Here is a 22,755-nt window from a genome sequence, read left to right on the forward strand (position 1 = left end):
AGTTTTGTCCTTATAGAATTGGTTGCAAAAATACTATTTATATAATACGCTAATGGAACAAACTACGAAGAAAGTGGAAAAGCAAAAAGAAACTGTGAAAGAAAAGAAAGTCTACACGCAGGAGGAGGCTTATAGCAGTTCCTTGAATTATTTCAAGGGGGATGAGTTGGCTGCCCGTGTTTGGGTAAGCAAGTACGCTTTAAAAGATTCTTACGGGAATATTTTTGAGTTGAATCCGGATGATATGCATCATCGTTTAGCTTCAGAGATCGCTCGGATTGAAAGAAATTACATGAACCCGATGAGTGAAGAACAAATTTTCGAGGTGTTGCGTGATTTTAAATATATCGTTCCGCAAGGAGGGCCGATGACGGGAATCGGCAACGATTATCAAATTGCATCCCTTTCTAACTGCTTCGTGATAGGGCATGATGGTCCTTCTGATTCCTATGGTGGGGTAATGAAAATTGATCAAGAGCAAGTGCAATTGATGAAACGAAGAGGTGGAGTAGGGCATGATTTATCTCATATTCGTCCGAAAGGATCTCCGGTGAAAAACTCAGCCTTGACATCTACTGGAATAGTTCCTTTCATGGAGCGTTATTCGAATTCGACCCGGGAGGTCGCACAAGATGGTCGGCGGGGAGCGTTGATGTTGAGTGTTTCCATCAATCACCCGGATTCAGAAAGTTTCATTGACGCGAAAATGACTGAGGGGAAAGTTACCGGAGCTAATATCTCGGTGAAAATTGATGATGAGTTCATGAATGCGGTTATCGAAGAACGTGATTATATTCAAAAATATCCGGTATATTCTGACGAGCCCAAAAACGTGAAACAGATTAGTGCGGTAAAATTGTGGAATAAGATTGTTTATAATGCATGGAAATCTGCCGAACCGGGTATCTTGTTCTGGGACACGATTATTCGGGAGAGCGTGCCTGACTGTTATGCTGATTTGGGTTACAGAACTGTTTCTACGAATCCTTGTGGAGAGATTCCGTTGTGCCCGTATGATTCATGTCGTTTGCTGGCGATTAACTTGTATTCTTACGTGGTAAATCCTTTTGAAAAAGACGCATATTTTGATTACGAGTTGTTCCGGAAACATGTGGCTATTGCTCAACGTTTGATGGATGATATTATTGATTTGGAATTGGAGAAAATAGATGCCATTCTTGAAAAAATTGCATCAGATCCGGAAGACAACGAGGTGAAGGGTGTTGAGATTCGGTTGTGGGAGAAAATTAAAACAAAAGCCAGAGAAGGGCGTCGTACCGGGGTTGGGATCACGGCTGAAGGTGATATGTTAGCTGCTCTCGGGTTGCGTTATGGTAGTGATGAGGCGATAGATTTTTCCGTGGATATTCATAAACAGCTGGCTGTTGCCGCTTATGGTTCTTCTGTCGAGCTGGCTAAGGAGCGTGGTGCGTTTAAGATTTTTGATGTTGAAAGAGAAAAAAATAATCCTTTTATTTCTCGTTTAAGAGAGGCTTCCCCAGAGATGTACGAGGAAATGGTGAAATATGGTCGTCGTAATATTGCTTGTTTGACGATTGCCCCGACGGGAACAACTAGTTTGATGACCCAGACTACTTCCGGTATCGAGCCTGTATTCTTGCCGGTTTACAAGAGAAGAAGAAAGGTGAACCCGAACGACAAGAACGTGCATGTTGATTTCACGGATGAGATGGGGGATGCTTACGAGGAGTTTACCGTGTTCCATCATAAATTTGCCGTTTGGATGGAGAAAAACGGGTATGATGTTCATAAGCGCTACACGAACGAGGAGATTGATGAAATGGTGGCTAAGTCACCTTATTATAAAGCTACTTCTAATGATATTGATTGGGTTGCTAAAGTACGTATGCAGGGACGTGTACAAAAGTGGGTGGATCACTCCATCAGTGTTACCGTGAATCTGCCTGCAGATGTTTCAGAGGAGTTAGTTGGACAGCTTTATATTGAGGCTTGGAAGAGTGGATGTAAAGGATGTACGGTTTATCGTGACGGTTCTCGTTCTGGAGTTTTGGTTTCCAATAAAGATAAGAAGACGGATGGGGCAATGCCTGCTAAGCGTCCGAAAGAATTGGATGCAGAAATTGTGCGTTTCCAGAATAATAAGGAGAAGTGGATTGCCTTTATCGGCTTGTATGATGGACGTCCTTACGAGATCTTTACTGGTATCGCTGATGATGAAGAGGGAATCATGTTGCCGAAAGCCGTGACCGACGGTAAGATTGTAAAGAACACGGATGAAGAGGGAAATAGTCGTTACGACTTCCAGTTCTCGAATAAGAGAGGTTTCAAGACGACAGTCGAGGGGTTATCATATAAGTTTAATAAAGAGTATTGGAACTATGCGAAATTGATTTCCGGGGTCTTGCGTTATGGTATGCCGATCAATCAAATCGTGGATTTGGTTGCTGCCATGGAGTTCGATAATGAAAATATCAACACGTGGAAGAATGGTGTGGAAAGAGCGCTGCGGAAATTTATCCCGGATGGGACGGAAGCTACGGGTTCTGTTTGCGAGAATTGTGGTTCTAAATCCGTTATTTATCAAGAGGGTTGTTTGATTTGTAAGGTTTGCGGTTCTTCTAAATGCGGTTGATGATTATATGGTAATTATATAATAGACTTTCGAGTTATAAGTGAAGGTGGCCAGATTAGTTTGGCCACCTTTTTTCGTGATAATTGATGTGCTAAGGGGTTCTACTTGATTTTCTTTAAAAATGAATTTTTGTATTTATTGAAAATCAGATATTTGCACAAGTAAAAAAGATTGTATTTGTAATATGTATTTATTGTAAATTATTGTTTATCAGTGTACTGTATTGAATTTTAAACGAACGATTATTGATTGTTTGAATTGTTAAAAATGAAGGCGTGTTTTTAGACAAATATTTACACATGTACACAATTAAGTTAGACAGACATTTAACAAAGAAAAGTTGCGCTTTGGGGTGACTTGATATTTTTTAATTACCAATATAATTCTTTTTAAGTATGAACAAAAAACGGAATTTTGCAAAAATGGCACTTTTAAGTGCTCTACTTTGTGGTCTTGCAAGTCCTACTTTCATCGGTTGTAAGGATTACGACGACGATATTAAGGATTTGCAGGAGCAGATAACTGCAAACAAAACATCCATTGATGAACTTTTGGGGAAAATTAAGGAGGGACAATTCGTACAGAGTGTTGAGAAAATCGCTAATGGATTGAAAGTTACTTTGGGTGATGGTAGTGTTGTTGAGATCGTGAATGGTAAGGACGGTATTGATGGAAATGACGGAAATGATGGTAAGGTTCCTTCATTTGAAATCAAAGAAGACGGACACTTGTATGCGACTTATGAGGGGCAAGATCCTATTGATTTAGGAAATGTGAGAGGGGAAGATGGAGGTACCGGGACTGTAACTGACGTGAAACTCACGGTACAGGACGGGTATCTTTATTTGAACGGCAAAATTATCGAGCCGAAAATTGCTATCGGTGGAATTTTCTATGTAGAACAACAAGGCTATGTAGAACTTTATATGCCGAAAGGAACAGTGAATGAAGACGGCAGTATTACCGTTGGAGACTACGAGAAAGTAACACTTCCAAAAACAACGAATATTGTAACGGATATTTTATTCATGCCTTTAACTCTTTCTGCAGGAGAGGCTCCCATGATTTTCTTCCCGACAATTGTTCAGGACGAGACTGATGGTGTGGGTAATTATGTAAATGGAATTGCTGCAGCTCCAGAATACACGGTAGGAACAATTCCGGCAGAGCCTAATTCTATTCTTTATGCTGGTAAGGCTGAGTTGAAGTATCAGTTCAATCCTCGTTCTGTTTCTTTTGACGCTTTTAAAGTGTTAGGATTGTGGAAACATGGCGAGGCTACCGTAATTTCTCGTAGCATGAAAGACGGGGCAAACATGATCTTTAACAAGGGTCAGAGATTCTATGATATGGCAAATGGCGTTCTGGAAGGAGCTAAGAGTTATAGTCAAGATAAAGAAGTAGGAATGTTGCATTTCCGTGCAAAATCGTGGAGATTTGCCGAGATGGTAGGTAATAACCACCAAGGTAATAAACGTGATCTTTTGACATTGGCTGTTTTGAATGGGAAAGATACCGTTTATTCAGAAATAGCACCGGCTAAACATTGGCATATTGCACAAAAAGATGTACGTATCGTGAATACGGATGTTGAGCATTATGCACTGGATGCAAACAAGGAAAACTTGTATGCAGATAAATTCCGGTCTGTAAACTCTTATCAAGATAAAAAAGCTGCTCCAGCAAAACAAGAGGATGCAGATGAATACTACAAGAGTTTAGCTCCAATCACGACTTTCGAGATTGCATATGACAACCGGAAAGATAATGGCGGTAAAGGATTAAACTTGACAGAACTTTTCCGCACATTCTTCATTGACAATGGAACGGAATATCCGTTTATGACGAATGGATTTGATGATTACCAGTTGAAATTCGAAACTGTTTCTTTCAATAATTTAGGTGTTGACCAAACAGAAAGATATTTGGAATTGGTTTCTACCATGGAAAAAGACGGAACGGATGAAAGACAATTAGTAACTAAAGCTTACGTGAAATCTCCGGATCAATATCCAGGATTTGAACAAGGTGATCACTCTGCTGCTATTGGAAGAACTCCGATCGTGCGTGTGAAATTGGTTGCTCCGGTTGAAGATGGTGCTAGTGCAGAAGCAGAAGAAAATGTTGTTGCTTCTCGTTTGATCAAGTTAGAAATCAAGGGTAAAGAGAGTGTAACTGAAAAGATCGTAATCAAAGACACGATCAGAGTAATGCTACAACATAAAGATCAAGCTGTAGAACTTGATATGGACCACATCTACAATGACCTTCGTGTACAACAAGCTGGTTCTAGAGGTAGAGAAGAATTCCACAAACATTATCAATTCGATCCGGCTATTACTGTTGATTTGCAAAAACAACATACTGCCGCTTTAGATGCAAATACTCGTAAGCAAGATGTTGATTTGGAAGAAAGAAAAGCAGACGATGGAACGATCTTGAATCAATTGGATTTGATTGTTAAACCGACCGCATTCAGCACGGAACACGTAGAGTATGTTGTTAAGGCTAAATATGTTGACATCCCGAACAGTGGAGAAGTTTATCCGGATGTAAATGTTGAATACACTGTATTTGTAACTTACCCGAACGCTGTTGCTCCTGAAATTACCAAGTTGAACTGGCAAGATCCGGGAACTAATGGTGAAGGTGGTTTGATCTATGCTCACGGACGGATCGCTCCGGGTGCTGACGGAAAAGTTGAAACAACGGATGACGAATATGATATGGTGGCCGTTTTGAACAACATGTTTGACTTGGAGAAATACACGATGGATCAAATGTTGAAACCGAGAACGGGTGAAACTGCATATGATTTGGCAACAATTGCAAAACCGACATTGTCATTCGAATTGGTTGACAAATATAATAGTTCTTCCGATTGGGCTGGAACAACCGATGGCCTTAAATTGTATCAAGAAAATGGTGTTTGGAAGATTGAATTGGAAAAATCAGATGCCGGACGTCAATGGATCAATGCTATTGGTGAAGACAGTAAGAGAGTGAAGATTCGTGCCGTAGTAAGTTTCAACGAATGCTATGACGGATTGTATGGAACTTGCAACAATGGCGAGAAGAAGTATAACAAAGACCAAGCTTCTGACAATTTACCAGAATGTAAGACCACAGACAAGGTTGGTTCTCAAGCTCATGATATGCACGATTATACGGGAACTGCTAAGGCTCCTGAGTATGGACGTTCTCAAGTTGTAATTAAAGAATTTGAAGTTGCATTCATTACCCCGATCAGATTCGTCAAGAAAACTATCGATCCGTTGTATGACAAATATCCTCTTGCTGAGAACAAAGCTTATTTGAAAGATTGTTTCAGGCTTGCAGATTATTTGTCTGACGAGAATGCAGCACAAGAAGGCTTTAGATACAACCATATTGTATACGATACAGATTTGACAGATCAAGGAACTATTGATTTGTTCAAACGTGGAACCGATGGATGGTGTAACTACTGGAAACAGGTATACGATGTAAACAGTGTGTTCGAATACAAGGTAATCGGTGGATTCTTCAGCGATGGAACTGCACTTGATACAGAGAACTCCAAGAAAATCAAATTTGAGACGGATGCCGAAGGCGAATATGTAACTTGGATCAATGATGGTGAGGATATTGCTAACGAATTTGTAATCAAAGTTGAAGTTTGTGTTAAACATGTTTGGGGGCTGGTATGCAATCATGCAAATAAAGAAACTGAACGTGGACACTCAGTTGTGACATTGGAAATTCCGGTAAAATTCCATAAAAACTAGAAATAGGATTAGAATACAGGGAGTATATAAATCTTTGCAACCAGAAGGAAATTATTAAAATGATTTCAAACAAGAAGAGAGGGGTGTCTGATTCAGACACCCCTTCTTCAAACGATCAGAAATTGAATACGACACATTTAAGTATGAAAAAATTGCTATTATCTTTTTGCTTTTTAGTGCTGACTTCTTTCTTGTTTGCCCAAGGACAGAAAAAGGAGATTTACAAGAATTTTTCCCGTTGGAGCTTGGGAGTTAACGGGGGAATCTCCATTTTCCGTGGCGACATGGTTTCCTTCTCTGCCGATAAAACTTACATCGGTAGACAAGGAGGCTTCCAACTGGGTTACCAGTTTACCCCGACTTTCGGTTTGTCCTTGACGGCCGATATGGGACAGGGGAAAGGGAGTGCCAAGGAGTGGGAAAAAGAGTTCAAGATTTACCCTACTGGCGAATCCTATTACGGGACGATTCCGGAAGAGGGTTTCGCTTATTATAATGACCTTTATTCCAAGGTAAAGTATTTCACTATCGGGTTACACGGTGATTTTAACGTGAACAATTTTTTCGGGAAGAAAGAACTACGCCGTTGGACCGTGTTGTTAAGCCCGGCGGTTTACCTGCAGAAGTTCTCCCCGAAACTTTACAAGAAGGATGGAGACAAGCGTTTTGACACCTCTTCCACGCTGGATAACGACGTGAACTTGGGATTGGGAGGTGACATCGCCTTGCGCTATCGTGCCGGCAAGCATATCGATTTGCAATTGAAATCCGGTGTTGCCTGGATCGCTAACAACAATTTTGACGGTGTTGCCACTTGTTGTTCCAGTAAATACAACTGGTTGGCGAACTTGTCGGTCGGGGTGGTTTGGAAGATCGGTAACAACAAGAAAAAGGAGAACTTGATGTATGCCGCCGCTCGTTCCGTTGTCCCGGTGGTACTCCCGGTAAAAGAGGAGACACGCCCGGAGGTGAAGGAAGAGCGGAAACCCGTTGTCAAGGAGGAGAAAAAACCGGTAGAGAACGTGGTGAAGGTAGAGACCCCGGAAAAGACTTTCCCCGAGTTGCCGACAATTCACTTTAAACGTAACCTGGCGGTTATCGACACGGTACGTTTCGCCGGAGCACTTTCCCGTATCGTGGAAACATTGAAGGAATTCCCGGGGGTGAAAGTTGATATTCGTGGTTACACGGATCACACGGGAACGGATCGAATCAATTTACCGTTATCCTTGAAACGTGCGGAGGCCTTGAAATCTTACCTGGTTGGTAAAGGTATTCCTGCCGAGCGGATGAAGACGTTTGGAGAGGGGAAGGACATGTCGGTGGATAAAAAGGATATTTACACGGAGAGGGCTCGTAAGGTTGAGGTAAAGAAACATTGATCAGTTTAGATGAAAAAAAAGGAGGAAATCTTGATATGTATTTCCCCGTCATTATTAAAAAGAGGCTATTGACTTTTTATCTAAGTCATAATGCTGTTTTGACATGATAAAGCCACCTATGGCAATGGTGGCTTTTATATTGAAATTGATCAAAAAGAAACGATGAATTATTAGCAAAATGAAATACTTTAATGTTAAAATTAACTATAGTATTTTTTATTAATAAAATATCAATAATCGTTCATATATTGATTGCAAATGTACGACTTTTTATGAAACAAGAAAGAAATGATCAAAAAAAATTTCATATTTTGTATATATATTGTTTGTTATGTGCGCAAAACGACACAAAATGCTTGTTCCAAAGATTTTGAAGATGAATTTCGACAAAATATTGTATCCTGTTTTAAGCAAGTTGTTTTAATTCTTCACTTCAATGGTCACCGTATTCTGTATCATTTTAGAGTATTATTAAATAGTAGGGTGATTTTCTATATTAAAAACAAGAATTTAAGCTTTATCTAAGTACTTTATTATCAGTATGTCTATTGACTTCTATTTTGAACCTCCTATTTTATTGACAAATTTTGGAACGATAGCAAAACACAAACTTACTCATTATGAGCTATATGTAAAAAACAATCAATTAAACAAATTAGAATAGATTAATTCATAATTATTTGATTTATAAATAGATAAAAAACTTATTAAACGAACGTTTATTGATGTGAAGGAATTGTGTAAAAATAAGAATGGTAGAAAAAGAAGAATAATAAAATTAGAAAAAGAAAACAATATGAGTTTTTTAACTATCAATTAAATTTTATACGTATGAAAAGAAAATGGTTAAATGTAAGGACAATGGCCTTTGTGCTATTGCTCGGTGCTGCAGGTTCAACATTCGTTGGTTGTAAGGACTATGACGACGATATAAAGGACTTGCAGGAACAAATTGATGCGAACAAATCTGCTGCTACGACAGAATTGAATAAGGCAATTAGTGAGCAGATTTCCGCTTTAGAAACTAAATTAAATACGGCTATTGCAGAAAAGGCAGATCAAAGTGTTATTGATGGTATTCAAGCTGATATTAATACGTTGAAAACCTTAGAAAGTCGTGTTAAAGATTTGGAAGATGCTGCTAGTAGCTATTTGAAAGAAGGAGCATTGGATGATTATTTGAAAAAAGGAGCATTGGATGGTTATGTAACCGAAGATGCTTTAGACGGACTTTTGAATGAAGATGCATTAGCTCAATATTTGAAAGACCATAACTATTTGCAAGAAGGAGATATTGATGGAATCCCGACAGAAGAAATCATTAGAGGGTGGTTGCTTGAAGAATTAACTGAACTAGAAGAACTCGTTGCTGCATATAACAAGAACAAGGAAAATCTTGACAAATTACCGAGCTTGGTCTCAGATGTGAATCAATTGAAACAAGATTTGGAAAAATTGTTAGGCGAAAATGGTGCTCTTAAAGAATTGCAAGATAAAATTACAGCTTTTGAAAATACGATTACAGATATCACTTTCCCGAATCTTTCCACAGACTTGACATTCATGCGAAGTACTCCACTTGAAAAAGAGATTGTTTGGATTGACGGAACCGTATTAAAGGCTGGGGTTGTTTTGAGTGATGCTAAAGCTGAATTCCCCGTTATTCTTAATCCGAGTAGCGTGAAATTAACTGATAAGTTCGTATTTACCCTTGTTGATGCTACTGGAAAAAATGTTCCTGTAAAAGTAGTCAGTGTTAATAAAGAGTGGGAAATTAAAGATATGAATGATCCGTTTGCTTCTCGTTCGACAGAAACTGTTGTTAATAACGATATCTACACTGCAACAGTTCGGTATGAGGGAAAAACGGATATGAAGATGGGTAATTTAGCTTTAAAGGTTGTTCTTCCTGGAGATGACCAAAACTTTGTTTTATCTAATTATGCAATTAATCCGATTATTGGAATCGCTAAAGATTTGACCAAAGTAACAGTTGCTACTAAAACTGTGTATTTGGGCGTGGAATATGATGTAAATGAAATTGCGATGTTTACATTTAAAGACGAGAAGGGACAAGTACTGTTCCCTGTGGACTTTGCTAAAGCTGCTGCAAATTTGTACACTGGTAAAGGATATATAAAGATTCACAAAGATGACGAAAAGTATTTGAAATACTTGGACGAAGAGGCATTAAAAGAAGGAAAAATTCTTGCAAGTGAAACTCAAACTGATGTAGAATTTGAACTTGATGGTGTTACTTTGAATTTCGAATACTATGCAATGGATTTGAATGGTAGCGGAATTAGAAAAGCAGATTTTAAAGTTAAATTTATTACAAAAATGTACGATAAAGATGTTGCATTTAAAAATTTAACGATTAAAATTTTAGCAGAGACAGAAAATGTTTCAGAGGAATTGAAATTTAAAGATATTCTAAGCGATCTATCAACAAAACAATTTGACCGTTGGAAAGAGAACGCAGAAAACTTTAAATGTGTGATCACCAATGCAGAAGGAGAGAAAGTTGATGCGATTAAAGCTGAATTTAGTGGTACTGATGGATTTAAATTGAAAGCGACTTCAAAAGCTGAAGCTGGAAATTATTCTGTTACAATCACATTTGAAGACAAGAGAACTGGTGAAGAAGGCTTGTTTAAGATTACGGGTAACGTGACAGTTGTTGCTCCGAGTATTGATCCAGACTTGTCATTAGGATATTGGGATAAGGACGTATTAACAATACCTGGAGTATTTAACAAGGACAAGAAATTTGATTTATCCGTAGATTTGAAAAATGCTTTTGTCATCAATATTGAGGGTGTCAGTGATCCTAAAATGGAATTCAAATTGAATCGTGAAGACCTAGCAGGATGTATTGATATTGAAGGTAGCAAAGTTACCTGGGTAAAAAATCTTGAAGATGAAGAAGGAAATGTAACTGAAAATCTGTTTGGTAAAGAACTTGAATTTACGGTAGTTATTAAGAATGGAGAACTTAAATTGGCAGAAAAAACTTATAAGTTGAAATTTATTAATCCGTTAGCAGAAGTTGTTACATGGAATAACGTGAAACATACGCTTGCTAATGATAAAGATGGACAAATTGTAAGTAGTTTTGATCTATATAGATTGTTATCATTCAAAGACACTCAATCTACAGAGCATGAATTGTTTAATATTACCAGTAAGGGAACAACATTAGACTCTGATGGTAACTTTACTACGATTGGAACAACTTGTTATGAATTGAATAAAAACAATGTGAAATTTGAAATCTTAACTCCAAAGAGCAATCTGAGTATTGATGAAAATGGTTTAGCTACTTGGGAAAATGTTCCGGGTGCTGCGTTTGTTGGAGCTACGGTTGATGTAAAAGTAACCATTACTCACAATTATGGAACTTCAACTGGAACAATTTCTCTTAAAATCAACGAAAAAGTAACAAAATAATAATGAATTTCAATATTCATTATTGATTGCAACCAGAAGAATGGGGGTGTCTGATTCCAGACACCCCTTGTTCTAATAACCAAACGATGTATAATAATTAAATTTGAATACATATGAGAAAAACAGTGTTCTCTCTTTGTTTTCTGATGGTAACTTCCTTTTCGGTAGCGCAGATCCAAAAGAAAAAGATTGGTAATGATTTTTCCCGTTGGAGTTTGGGTGTTAATGGGGGTATTTCAGCTTTTCGGGGAGACATGATCTCTTTTTCGGCGGATAAAACTTATATCGGGGTACAAGGAGGCTTGCAACTGGGGTACCAGTTTACCCCGACTTTCGGTTTGTCCTTGACGGCCGACATGGGTCAAGGAAAGGGAAGTGCCAAGAAATGGGAGAAAGCGTTTAAGATTTACCCGAACGGGGAATCTTATTATGGCACGGAACCAGAAGCTGGTTTCGCTTATTACAACGATATTTACGCCAAGATCAAATATTTCACGTTAGGTCTGCACGGAGATTTTAACGTGAATAATTTTTTCGGGAAGAAAGAATTGCGTCGTTGGACCGTGTTGTTAAGCCCGGCGGTTTACTTGCAAAAGTTCTCGCCCAAGTTATACAAGAAGGAAGATGACAAGCGTTTTGACACCTCTTCCACGCTGGATAATGACGTGAACTTAGGGCTGGGAGGAGATATAGCCTTGCGCTATCGTGCTAGCAAATACATTGATTTACAACTGACATCCGGGGTGGCCTGGATCGCGAATAATAACTTTGACGGAGTGGCCACTTGTTGCACGAGCAAGTATAACTGGCTGGCGAACCTCTCGGTTGGCGTGGTGTGGAAAATTGGTAACAACAAGAAGAAAGAGAACCTGATGTACGCCACCGCTCGTTCCGTGGCCCCGGTGATACTTCCCGTGAAAGAGGAAACTCGGTCGGTGGTGAAAGAAGAGCAAAAGCCAGTTGTCAAGCAAGAGGAGAAAACGGTAGAGAACGTGGTGAAGGTGGAGACCACGGAGAAAACATTCCCGGTATTACCAACAGTCCATTTCAAACGTAATTCGGCGGTCATTGACACGGATCGTTATGCTAGTGAACTTTCTCGCATCGTGGAGGCGTTGAAAGAGTTCCCGGGAGTGAAAGTTGATATTCGTGGTTATACGGATCACACAGGGACAGATCGTATCAACTTGCCGCTATCCTTGAAACGGGCAGAGGCCTTGAAGACTTACCTCGTGAGTAAAGGGATCCCGGCCGATCGGATGAGTACGTTCGGGGAGGGTAAGGATATGTCCGTGGATCAAAAAGATATTTACACGGAAAAAGCCCGTAAGGTTGAAGTGAAAAAACACTAAGACTCTCTATATAATTACAGGAAAAGCCACTTTGTATTCAAGGTGGCTTTTATTTTACGATTTCAATAGCTTGAGAATTTTTTCCTTGTCTTTTTGTAACTGAGCTCGTAATTCTTCAATATCGTTGAATTTACGTTCTCCCCGAATACGGTCGATAAAATTTATCGTGATGGTTTTCCCGTACAAGTCCCGGTTGAAATCAAAAATATACACCTCGCATGAAACTTGCCCATCATTGCTGACCGTGGGACGGATCCCGATATTGAGCATCCCGTTGAAGATTTCTTGCTCGATAATAACTTTTACGGCGTACACGCCTATGGCGGGTAACAATTTCCGCTCGTCGGAAACTTGAATATTTGCTGTTGGGAAACCGATTTTGTGTCCTAGATGATGCCCGTAAACCACTTCGCCCGTGACGGAATAAGAATAACCGAGGAAGCGATTTACCGTGGTAATGTCTCCAACGGCCAGAGCGTTACGGATTTTAGTGGAACTGACATTTACATCGTCCTCTTCAAAAACGACTTCTTTTTCAAGAAAAAAGCCGTATTCATTCGCTAGTTCCTGTAAGTTCTCGAAATTCCCGGCTCGATCTTTCCCGAATCGATGATCATAGCCCACGACGAGTCCCTTGATTCTTAGTTTGTCGATAAGAATCTTTTTCACGAAATCATTATAGGGTTGCTGGGCGAATTCAAGCGTGAATTTCAAGATAATCAAGTGATCAACGCCATATTTTTCCAAGATGGCAATCTTCTCTTCCAGCGTCGTTAGGATCCCTATTTTCTGTTCCCGGGGATAAAGCACTTCTCTCGGGTGGGGTTCAAAGCTGATAATGACGGATTCCCCATCAATACTGGCCGCTTTCTCTTTTAGATGTTGTATCACGCAAGCATGACCTAAATGTACGCCATCAAAACTTCCAATCGTGACGATCGGGCATTTGATCTCTATATTTTCAACTCCGTAGTGAACCTTCATTTCTAGTCGTTTGAATAGTTAAGGGCAAAAATAATACAAATAACTGAATTATGGGGCTAAATAAACTCTAATCCCTGTATATATATTTATCGACGAATGATATAGGGTTGATAGTGAGAGAGTATGGTCAAGAGTCAGGACTGTTCCAGTAAATACAATTAGTTGACGAACTTGTCGGTCGGGTGGTCTGGAAGATTGAGAACAACAAGAAGAAAGAGAACTTGATGTATGCCGCCGCTCGCCCTGTTGTCCCGGTAGTACTCCCGGTGAAAGAGGAGACACGCCCGGTGGTGAAGGAAGAGCGGCAACCCGTTATCAAGGAGGAGAAAAAGCCGGTAGAGAACGTGGTGAAGGTAGAGACCACGGAAAAGGCTCGTAAGGCTGAGGTGAAGAAACATGAGTGAGTAGGAGCGTGGTTTGAAATATAGAAAAGGGATTATTCCAAAACAATGGATAATCCCTTTCCCGATTAAAATATATTCGTACTTCTTGGTGCTGATTTTAGAACCGGTACTGTATCATCGTATTGATACGACTGGCGTTACCGTAATCTTTGTTGAAGTCATTCCGACGACCGAATACGTACTCTATGGCGCAGGAACCGTATTCACTGAAATCCCAGAACAGGTTAGCGGCGGCGTATTGTGCGTATTTGTATGATGTTGCGGGCATCCCGTAACGATCAAGGACTCGGGCATAGCTGTACATGATATTTGATGTCAGAACTTTACTCCAATTATGGGAAAATCCGATATAGCCACCCCATGCATTGAATGCTTTCAATTTCCCTTCTGCCGTGGCGCTGGGTACGAGGTCAAGGCCCGAACCGGAAATGTCCTGTATGTAGTTGGAGATTCCTTTCCCGTACACTCCCTGAAAACAAAGGGATGTATTTTCGGCAAATTGCCAGATACCGCTCAATGAGGCTCCCCAACCGGTAACGATCCGGTCTTTATCCTCAACTTCATCTTTGTAATACATATTTCTCAACACGGCTCCCGCTTGCAGGTGGCTCCCGTTTTTGAAACTGTATTTCACGTTAATCGGGAAGTCCGGAATTCGTTGGTTGATATACTTGGTAAATTCTCCTTCGGTGTAGGATGGCTCCACGTACTCCAATGCCAAGGATGCTTCCAGCTTGTCTGTAAAATTATACGTGTAGCGAATCTGTGGCTGGCGTAATGCCACTTCACTGGAAGGGCCTTCCTCGTCCACCGTGGCCGGTCCTGCGGCAATATCACAGAATGTACTCCATGTTTTACCGATCGTGAATCCTTTAAACTTGATAAAAGCTTGTCTTAGAATCGGGGTACTCTGGTTCCCCTCGAATTCCATTTCCATGTAGGTGACCAATCTGCCGACATCCGTGTCCCCGACTAATTTGAAGAATAGGCGGGATTGCCCGACAGAAATACCATATCTACCCCCGGATTGTTCTCCTTTGAGAGCGATGGTGTTTGTGGTAAAATAATTGTCATTGGGAACTCCGTTAAAATCGTAAATCCCCTGTACTTGCACAAATCCCCCCACACCGAAAACGAAGTTTTTATTCTTGTTGAAAAACACGAATCTTGGAGATGCCGGGTCATTGAATGATAGCGGGAAAGCCTCTTTCATCATTTTATAGAAGTTGTCCGCGTCATTTTTTTCCGAAACGGAAGTCACGTTGACTTGCGCTCGTACCCCCGTGTAGAATCCACAAGAGATGGCTATCAACAATAGCAATGTCAATTTTTTCATAGCGTTACAAATTAATTGGTTAATTTAGTAACACTATATACGGGGATGGAAAAGTAAAAGTTAAGAAGATAGTGAATTTTATGATTTTAGATTGAGGGATTTCCGATTCCGCAATTTAAAAGAATCATAAATTGCGGAATCGGACCCAATCACTCAATCATTATATCTTAACTTCTTTCAGAATTTCACGGAGGTCCGTCTTTTTTCTCAAGATGTCATGTAATTGGTCTATGGCCACGCGTTCCTGTTCCATAGTATCCCGGTAACGGATGGTTACGGCGTTATCTTCCAACGTCTGGTGGTCGATGGTAATACAGAACGGGGTTCCGATGGCATCTTGGCGGCGATAGCGTTTACCGATAGAGTCTTTTTCATCGTACTGGCATCTGAAGTCCAGTCTCAATAATTTCATGATCTCTTCCGCTTTCTCGGGTAGCCCGTCTTTCTTCACGAGTGGCATCACGGCCAGCTTGATTGGGGCTAGGGCAGGAGGTAATTTCAATACAACCCGTGAATCCTTCGATCCGTCTTCTTTTTCGATCTCTTCTTCCGTGTAAGCGGCAGAAAGGATTTGCAGGAACATCCGGTCCACGCCGATAGATGTTTCGATCACGTAAGGTACGTATGATTCGTTTAACTCGGGATCGAAGTATTGTATTTTCTTCCCGGAGAACTCTTGGTGACGTTTCAGGTCAAAGTCCGTGCGGGAATGGATTCCTTCCACCTCTTTAAAGCCGAATGGGAAACGGAATTCAATGTCCGTGGCTGCATTTGCGTAATGCGCCAGTTTCTCGTGATCGTGGAACCGGTATTTCTCCGGTCCGAATCCCAACGCTTGATGCCAGCTCATACGGGTTTCCTTCCATTTCTTGAACCAATCGAGTTCACTACCGGGGCGTACGAAAAATTGCATTTCCATTTGTTCGAATTCACGCATCCGGAAGATGAATTGACGTGCCACGATCTCGTTACGGAAAGCTTTACCGATCTGGGCGATCCCGAAAGGAACTTTCATACGTCCGGACTTTTGGACGTTTAGGAAGTTTACGAAAATACCTTGTGCCGTTTCGGGACGCAGGTATATCTTACTGGCACCTTCGGCCGTGGATCCCATTTCCGTGGAGAACATCAAGTTAAATTGGCGTACTTCCGTCCAGTTGCTGGTTCCGGAAATCGGGCAAACAATCTTGTTGTCAACGATAATCTGACGAAGTTCAACCAAGTCGTTATCATTCAAAGCCTTTGCCATTCTGGCAGTAAGTTCTTCCTTTTTCCGAATATTTTCCAGCACTTGCGGGTTCGTCTGGCGATATAATGTTTCGTCAAACTTCTCCCCGAATCTCTTTTTTGCCTTGGCAACGTCTTTTTCGATCTTGTCGTCATATTTGGCAATATGATCTTCGATCAGTACGTCTGCCCGGTATCTCTTTTTTGAATCTTTATTATCAATCAACGGGTCGTTGAAAGCATCCACGTGTCCGGAGGCTTTCCAGATAGTCGGGTGCATGAAAATGGCGGAATCCAATCCTACCACGTTTTCGTGTAACAGTACCATTGAGTCCCACCAGTACTTTTTGATATTGTTTTTCAGTTCAACCCCGTATTGTCCGTAATCGTACACCGCAGCCAGCCCGTCATATATCTCTGATGACTGGAACACGTATCCGTATTCTTTACAGTGTGCTACCAGCTTTTTAAAAATATCTTCTTGTGCCATGTTATATGTTATAAGTTAAAAACTAAAAGTTAAAAGCTAAAAACTAAGGACTAAAAATTGAAAGTTAAATATCTCATTTTCAATTTTCAATTCTCCATTTTCAATTCATTAATTGTCACTCCCGATTTCCTTGATTGCCTCGGTCACGTTAATCGCGTAATCCCCGATCTTCTCGCACTCGAAGAAAATGTCACTATATATAATACCCGTGGCATAATCATATTTCTTTTCTTCGATTGCCGTCAAGTGTTCCTGTTGCAGGATTGTCCGGTAATCATTGATCGTTTGCTCTACTTCGTAAGCTTTCTTTGCCTTCACTTCCTTGTATTCAATCGTGAGGTTTGCACACATAACCACGAGGGCCTCGTCCACGATAGCCATCATGTGTTGTAACTTCTCGTCGATAAATTCGGGGAATTCCACGTTTTGTTCATTCCGGCGTCCAACAGCTTTGGCAACGTTCAATGACGAGTCGGCGATACTTTCGATTTCCGACACGATCTTGAACATGGCTCTAACCCGTTGCGAGTTCTCCGTGGATAATTTGGATTCCGATACTTTCGTCAAGTAGTCTGCAATTTCTACTTCCACCACGTCACTCTCGTCTTCCAGTTTGTCGATTTTATTGAATTTCTTTTCGAATTCTTTCGAGGGAGTGTGCAGACATTCTACTACTTGGCGATACATATCCAATGTGTTCTTCGCGTAGTGAGAAATCTCCTGTTTTGCTTGGAACAAGGATGCATCCGGGGTAGATAATAACCCGATTTTGATATGTTTCAACGTGAAGGCATCGTCTGCCGATTCTTTGGATTTGATAATATGGGTAACGAGTTTTGCAATGACCTTGATAAACCAGATCAAAATAAGCACGTTGGCCACGTTAAAGCAAGTGTGGAACAACGATAGCGCTACCGGAACCGAACCCACGTTTGTGAACGGATCTCCAATTCCCAAGTAAATACTCAATTGTCCGACCCAGCCTAAAAAGAACGGGAATATGGCTAAAACCCATGCAACCCCGAAAAGGTTGAACAGGAAATGAGCGAAAGCGGCTCTTTTGGCGGTCGTGTTGGCAACCATGGCAGCGAGGTTTGCCGTGATCGTGGTTCCGATGTTTTCTCCCAAAACCATGGAGGCGGCGATGTCAAAACCGATCCATCCGTTGGCACACATGACTAGCGTCAATGCCATCGTGGCAGATGATGATTGTATCAGTATGGTCAGTGCTGTTCCGATAAGCATGAACAGGATATAAGAACCATACCCTAAATCCGTGTAATTATGTAGGAAATTCAGAATCTCGGGGTTTTCATGAATATTCGGCATGTTTTCCTGCAGGAAGTTTAGACCGATAAATAGAAGTCCGAAACCGATAATCAATTCCCCCCAACTCTTGCGCATCCGTTTTGCCGAGAAAAGCAGCGGTAGGCTCAACCCGATTAGGGGAAGAGAAAGACTGACCATACTGATCTTGAACCCTAGGATGGAGATTAGCCATGCCGTGAACGTGGTTCCCACGTTGGCACCCATAATGACCCCGATAGAACCGATAAGGTCAAGTAAGCCGGCATTAACGAAACTGACAACCATTACGGTGGTGGCTGAGGAACTCTGGATGATGGTCGTGATTAACAAACCTGTAATCACCCCTTTCACGCGATTGGATGTCATTGCGGCGAGGATGGTTCTCATTTTGTTACCCGCTACCTTTTGCAAGGCCTCACTCATCATCTTCATACCGAAGAGGAACACACCCAATGATCCGATCAACTGCAAGAAATCGAGAATCGTGTAATTCATAAAATCGTATTAAGTGTAATAAATTGAATTTGCGGGTGTAAAGGTATATAAAGTAAACAAAAAAAGCCCCGAAAAGGGGCTTTTTTTATCTAAATTCCTCGATGATTACATCATTCCCGGCATTCCTCCACCCATCGGCGGCATTGCGGGAGCAGGATTTTCTTGTTTTTCCTCTACCAAAACACATTCGGTGGTCAAGAACATTCCGGCGATAGAAGCGGCGTTCTCCAAGGCAACTCTCGCTACTTTCTTCGGGTCGATAACTCCGGTCTTCATCAAGTTTTCGTAAACACCTGTACGGGCGTTGTAACCGAAATCTTTCTTGCCTTCTTTTACCTTGTTCACTACCACGGCTCCTTCAACTCCGGCGTTAGCGGCAATCTGACGAAGCGGTTCTTCGATAGCACGTTTGATGATCTCTATACCGGTGGTTTCGTCTTCGTTCTCGCCTTTCATTTTTTCAAGACTTTCGATAGCACGGATGTAAGCCACACCACCTCCGGGAACGATACCTTCCTCGATTGCGGCACGCGTTGCGCTCAATGCATCATCGATGCGGTCTTTCTTCTCCTTCATCTCGATTTCAGAAGCGGCACCCACGTAAAGTACGGCAACTCCTCCGGCTAATTTAGCCAGTCTTTCCTGTAATTTTTCTTTATCGTAGTCAGAAGTAGAATGTTCGATCAATTTCTTGATTTGATTTACACGTTCTGCAATAGCCTCTTTTGAACCGCAACCGTTTACGATTGTCGTGTTCTCTTTGTCGATCGTGATCTTGTCAGCGCATCCTAGCATATCGATCGTGGCTGTTTCCAATTTCAAGCCTTTCTCTTCAGAGATCACGACACCACCTGTCAATATGGCAATGTCTTCCAGCATTTCTTTTCTGCGGTCTCCGAATCCGGGAGCTTTCACGGCAGCAATCTTCAACGAGCCTCTCAAACGGTTTACAACTAAGGTTGCCAATGCCTCGCTTTCAACATCTTCTGCGATGATTACTAAAGCACGTCCGGCTTGAGCAACCGGTTCCAGCAACGGAAGGAGTTCCTTCATCGTGGAAACTTTCTTGTCATAAAGCAGGATATAAGGTTTCTCGAATTCTGCATTCATTTTTTCCGTGTCAGTTACGAAATAGGGAGAAATGTAACCGCGGTCGAATTGCATACCTTCAACCACTTTTACTTCGGTTTCAGTACCTTTGGCTTCCTCTACCGTGATCACGCCTTCTTTGGTCACTTTTTCCATGGCTTCGGCAATCAATGCTCCGATATTGTCATCACCGTTGGCAGAGATACGGGCAACTTGACGAATTTTGTCATAGTTCTCGCCAACAGCTTCTTTTTGTTTCTCCAAATTTTTCACTACTTCAGCAACAGCCTTGTCGATACCTCTCTTCAAATCCATCGGGTTCGCTCCGGCAGTCACGTTTTTCAATCCCACGTTGATGATAGATTGAGCCAAAATCGTTGCGGTTGTAGTTCCATCTCCGGCGTCATCACCTGTTTTGGATGCTACTTCTTTTACCATTTGTGCCCCGATGTTTGCATACGGATCAGAAAGTTCGATCTCTTTTGCCACGGAAACACCATCTTTGGTAATATGCGGGGCACCGAATTTTTTCTCGATTACCACGTTACGTCCTTTGGGACCAAGCGTTACTTTCACTGCATTAGCCAATTCGTCAACACCCTTTTTCAATAAATCGCGGGCTTCAACATTAAATTTTATCTCTTTTGCCATAACCGTTTCTAATTTTAGATTTTAAATCTTATAAATTTCGTGATTTATGATTTTCGATTAAGTGATTCACTTTCATGGTTTTTTATCCTTTCTTTTAATCACTAAATCATCAATCGTCAATCACTGAATCAATTATTAAAGAACCACCAGAATGTCTGATTGATTCATCACCAGATACTTTTTGTCGTCGATATTGACTTCAGTTCCTGAATATTTACCGAATAAAACTGAATCTCCCACTTTGATTTCCATCGGCTCGTCGTGTTTGCCTTTTCCGGTTGCTACTACGATTCCTTTTTGTGGTTTTTCTTTTGCGGAATCAGGGATGATGATACCTGATGCGGTTTTAGTTTCTGCCTCTACCGGCTCTACAATGATTTTGTTAAGAACTGTCTTAAGTGCCATAATTCTTAATATTTAAAAGTTTATTATTAATTAATTCTTTCTTTTTAATTGAAAATTACGTTTGGAGAAGAGCATAATTCGTGCCAAACAAAAAAATGTCAGTATGACTGACATACTGACATTTTCTCGTGTCGATTCCGTGAATCGTTATTCTTGTTCTTGTGAAGTCGTGTTATTCTCTTCACTCGTTGTAGTGGTCGTGTTGTTATTGTTCATTGTTCCGAAATCAGGGATTGCTTGTGTTCCCGGAGCGGCTGTATTAATTTGCTCTTGAATAGCAGATTTTTTTCCGGCTTGTTCACCTCTGGGGAGTACCATTGCGGATACAATACATAAAACAAGCATTGCCCCAGCTAATGTCCATGTCGCTTTTTCCAAGAAATCGGTTGTCTTTCTTACACCCATGATTTGGTTTGAAGAAGCAAAGGAAGAAGATAAACCACCGCCTTTTGAGTTTTGCACCAATACGATCAATATAAGTAGAGCGCAAACAATAAAGATCAAAATAGAAACAGCTATGTACATAATTAGTTCTTATTATTATTAATTTTCTCTTTTATTTTTTCAATCTGAACCGCAAAGTAAACACTTTTTTCCGGATATTTCAAACTTAATTTTAGATAAGTTGCAATGGCCTTGTCATATAGTTGTTGGCGGACGTATATTTTTGCCAGAGTTTCCGAGAAAAATTCGGTTTTTTCATCCGTGACAGGCTCTGTGATGACTGGTGTTCCCGGGTTTTCCTCCGTGATCTTGGGCATGGAGGGTTCTTCTTGGATAAATTTATCAATAAGGGAATCTTTTCGTTCCTCTTTTTGTTTTTTACGTGACAACCATTCATTTGCGATGGCATCTATCGGTAGGAATTCCTCCTCCGGGAACTCGTTTTCAAGTTGGTAGAACGTGGTTGCGGGAACGACTTTCTTCTCCTCTTCCTTGTCTTCCAGCAACTCGATTGCAACAGGTTCCGGCTTGAACACCGGATTCCCGATCTCGTTCCAATCCGATAATAAATTGTTCAGGAAACGATAAAACTGTTTGTGATTAGGAATGTAAATCGTATTATGCTTTAATTTCTCGGGATAGGCCGAGTGACCCGAATCGTGTAACATTTTCAAGTACACGGTTCGTGCCGTGGCGAAATAAGGGAATTGTTCTATGAGAAATTCCATGTTCCGGATGTCCTCTCCCTCTTTTCGTCCTGAACGTATAATATCAATTAATTCTTCCGGTTTCAACGTTTACCAGTTTGTTAAGGCCTTGTTATAAATATCTTCGATAATCTTCTCTGTGATTTTCTTGATCAAGTCGGGTTCGATGGACTCGTAATTCTCGTCAATCCCGTAATCTTCATAATGCGAGAATGACGTGTCGAAATCCGATTTCCCCGATTCGTCTTTCGTGTTCGTGTATTTCACCCGGATCGTGATTGTCAACCGGTTCTTGGCGGCGATTTCATCGGCGGTGATGTCAACCGGGGTTTGTGTGAATCCGGTGATCTGTCCCTCGAAACGAATATCCCCGTCATTGTCTGTCAATTCGGTCAGGTTTGTTCGCGAACGTAAATAGCTTTTCAGTGCTTCCGTGAAATCCGCCCCCAAGTTCGGGGCAAAAGCGGTTTTATTCGAGAAGTAATCTACCGAAAATGTTTTTTCTCCATTTTGTAACGACACGCCTGAAAACGAGTAACTAATACTTTGTAGTTTACACCCGTTAAAGGCAAAAGCCAACAATAATATAGGTATAATTTTCTTGATCATGTGTATTTTATCTTGATATGCACGCGATGCTATTTGTACCA

The 22,755-nt window shown here is 41.0% G+C and carries 15 protein-coding genes; 6 read left to right on the plus strand and 9 right to left on the minus strand.

Translation table 11 applies throughout. The features are described from left to right. Positions 1-52: 52 nt before the first annotated feature. From R8806_RS15905 to R8806_RS15925, 5 genes are all read left to right on the plus strand, one after another. Complete coding sequence (locus R8806_RS15905; protein WP_124318244.1) at positions 53-2,614, plus strand: adenosylcobalamin-dependent ribonucleoside-diphosphate reductase; 2,562 nt, start codon at positions 53-55, stop codon at positions 2,612-2,614. A gap of 422 nt (positions 2,615-3,036) precedes the next feature. Next, positions 3,037-6,381, plus strand: a complete 3,345-nt coding sequence (locus tag R8806_RS15910; RefSeq protein ID WP_124317959.1) for a PL29 family lyase N-terminal domain-containing protein — start codon at positions 3,037-3,039, stop codon at positions 6,379-6,381. Positions 6,382-6,524: 143 nt separating this feature from the next. Then, positions 6,525-7,763: an OmpA family protein gene (locus tag R8806_RS15915; RefSeq protein WP_164719898.1), complete on the plus strand. Its 1,239-nt coding sequence runs from the start codon at positions 6,525-6,527 to the stop codon at positions 7,761-7,763. An 831-nt stretch (positions 7,764-8,594) separates the two neighbouring features. Beyond that, positions 8,595-11,213 (plus strand): coiled-coil domain-containing protein, encoded by a 2,619-nt coding sequence (locus R8806_RS15920; RefSeq protein ID WP_124316407.1) that lies wholly within the window; start codon positions 8,595-8,597, stop codon positions 11,211-11,213. A 113-nt stretch (positions 11,214-11,326) separates the two neighbouring features. Next, positions 11,327-12,565 carry an OmpA family protein gene (locus R8806_RS15925; RefSeq protein ID WP_124316406.1) on the plus strand — a complete coding sequence of 413 codons (1,239 nt, stop codon included), beginning with the start codon at positions 11,327-11,329 and terminating at the stop codon, positions 12,563-12,565. Between the two features lie 54 nt (positions 12,566-12,619). Here R8806_RS15925 and R8806_RS15930 read toward each other — a convergent pair whose 3' ends face one another. After that, complete coding sequence (locus R8806_RS15930; protein ID WP_124316405.1) at positions 12,620-13,549, minus strand: bifunctional riboflavin kinase/FAD synthetase; 930 nt, start codon at positions 13,547-13,549, stop codon at positions 12,620-12,622. A gap of 182 nt (positions 13,550-13,731) precedes the next feature. Between R8806_RS15930 and R8806_RS15935 the strand changes: the two genes are divergently transcribed. Beyond that, a complete protein-coding gene (locus tag R8806_RS15935) occupies positions 13,732-13,953 on the plus strand; it encodes a hypothetical protein (protein WP_124316404.1) in 222 nt (73 codons plus the stop codon). 97 nt (positions 13,954-14,050) lie between these two features. On the opposite strand, the gene R8806_RS15940 is transcribed toward R8806_RS15935, so the two are convergent. From R8806_RS15940 to R8806_RS15975, 8 genes are all read right to left on the minus strand, one after another. Beyond that, entirely contained in the window at positions 14,051-15,289 is a 1,239-nt protein-coding gene (locus R8806_RS15940; RefSeq protein ID WP_164719601.1) for a DcaP family trimeric outer membrane transporter, read from the minus strand. A 160-nt stretch (positions 15,290-15,449) separates the two neighbouring features. Beyond that, positions 15,450-17,006, minus strand: coding sequence for a glycine--tRNA ligase (locus R8806_RS15945; RefSeq protein ID WP_124316403.1), 1,557 nt, complete (start codon positions 17,004-17,006; stop codon positions 15,450-15,452). A gap of 108 nt (positions 17,007-17,114) precedes the next feature. Further along, positions 17,115-18,809 (minus strand): Na/Pi cotransporter family protein, encoded by a 1,695-nt coding sequence (locus R8806_RS15950; RefSeq protein ID WP_124316402.1) that lies wholly within the window; start codon positions 18,807-18,809, stop codon positions 17,115-17,117. A gap of 105 nt (positions 18,810-18,914) precedes the next feature. Beyond that, positions 18,915-20,549: a chaperonin GroEL gene (gene groL / locus R8806_RS15955; protein WP_087421339.1), complete on the minus strand. Its 1,635-nt coding sequence runs from the start codon at positions 20,547-20,549 to the stop codon at positions 18,915-18,917. Between the two features lie 135 nt (positions 20,550-20,684). Then, entirely contained in the window at positions 20,685-20,954 is a 270-nt protein-coding gene (locus R8806_RS15960; RefSeq protein WP_124316401.1) for a co-chaperone GroES, read from the minus strand. 147 nt (positions 20,955-21,101) lie between these two features. Then, positions 21,102-21,479, minus strand: coding sequence for a preprotein translocase subunit SecG (gene secG, locus R8806_RS15965; protein ID WP_124316400.1), 378 nt, complete (start codon positions 21,477-21,479; stop codon positions 21,102-21,104). 2 nt (positions 21,480-21,481) lie between these two features. Beyond that, on the minus strand, positions 21,482-22,192 hold the full coding sequence (locus R8806_RS15970; protein ID WP_124316399.1) for a hypothetical protein: 711 nt from the start codon (positions 22,190-22,192) through the stop codon (positions 21,482-21,484). 3 nt (positions 22,193-22,195) lie between these two features. Then, complete coding sequence (locus R8806_RS15975; protein WP_124316398.1) at positions 22,196-22,714, minus strand: LptE family protein; 519 nt, start codon at positions 22,712-22,714, stop codon at positions 22,196-22,198. Between the last annotated feature and the right edge of the window lie 41 nt (positions 22,715-22,755).

It is taken from the genome of Butyricimonas faecihominis (assembly GCF_033096445.1).
GTDB classification, from domain to species: domain Bacteria; phylum Bacteroidota; class Bacteroidia; order Bacteroidales; family Marinifilaceae; genus Butyricimonas; species Butyricimonas faecihominis.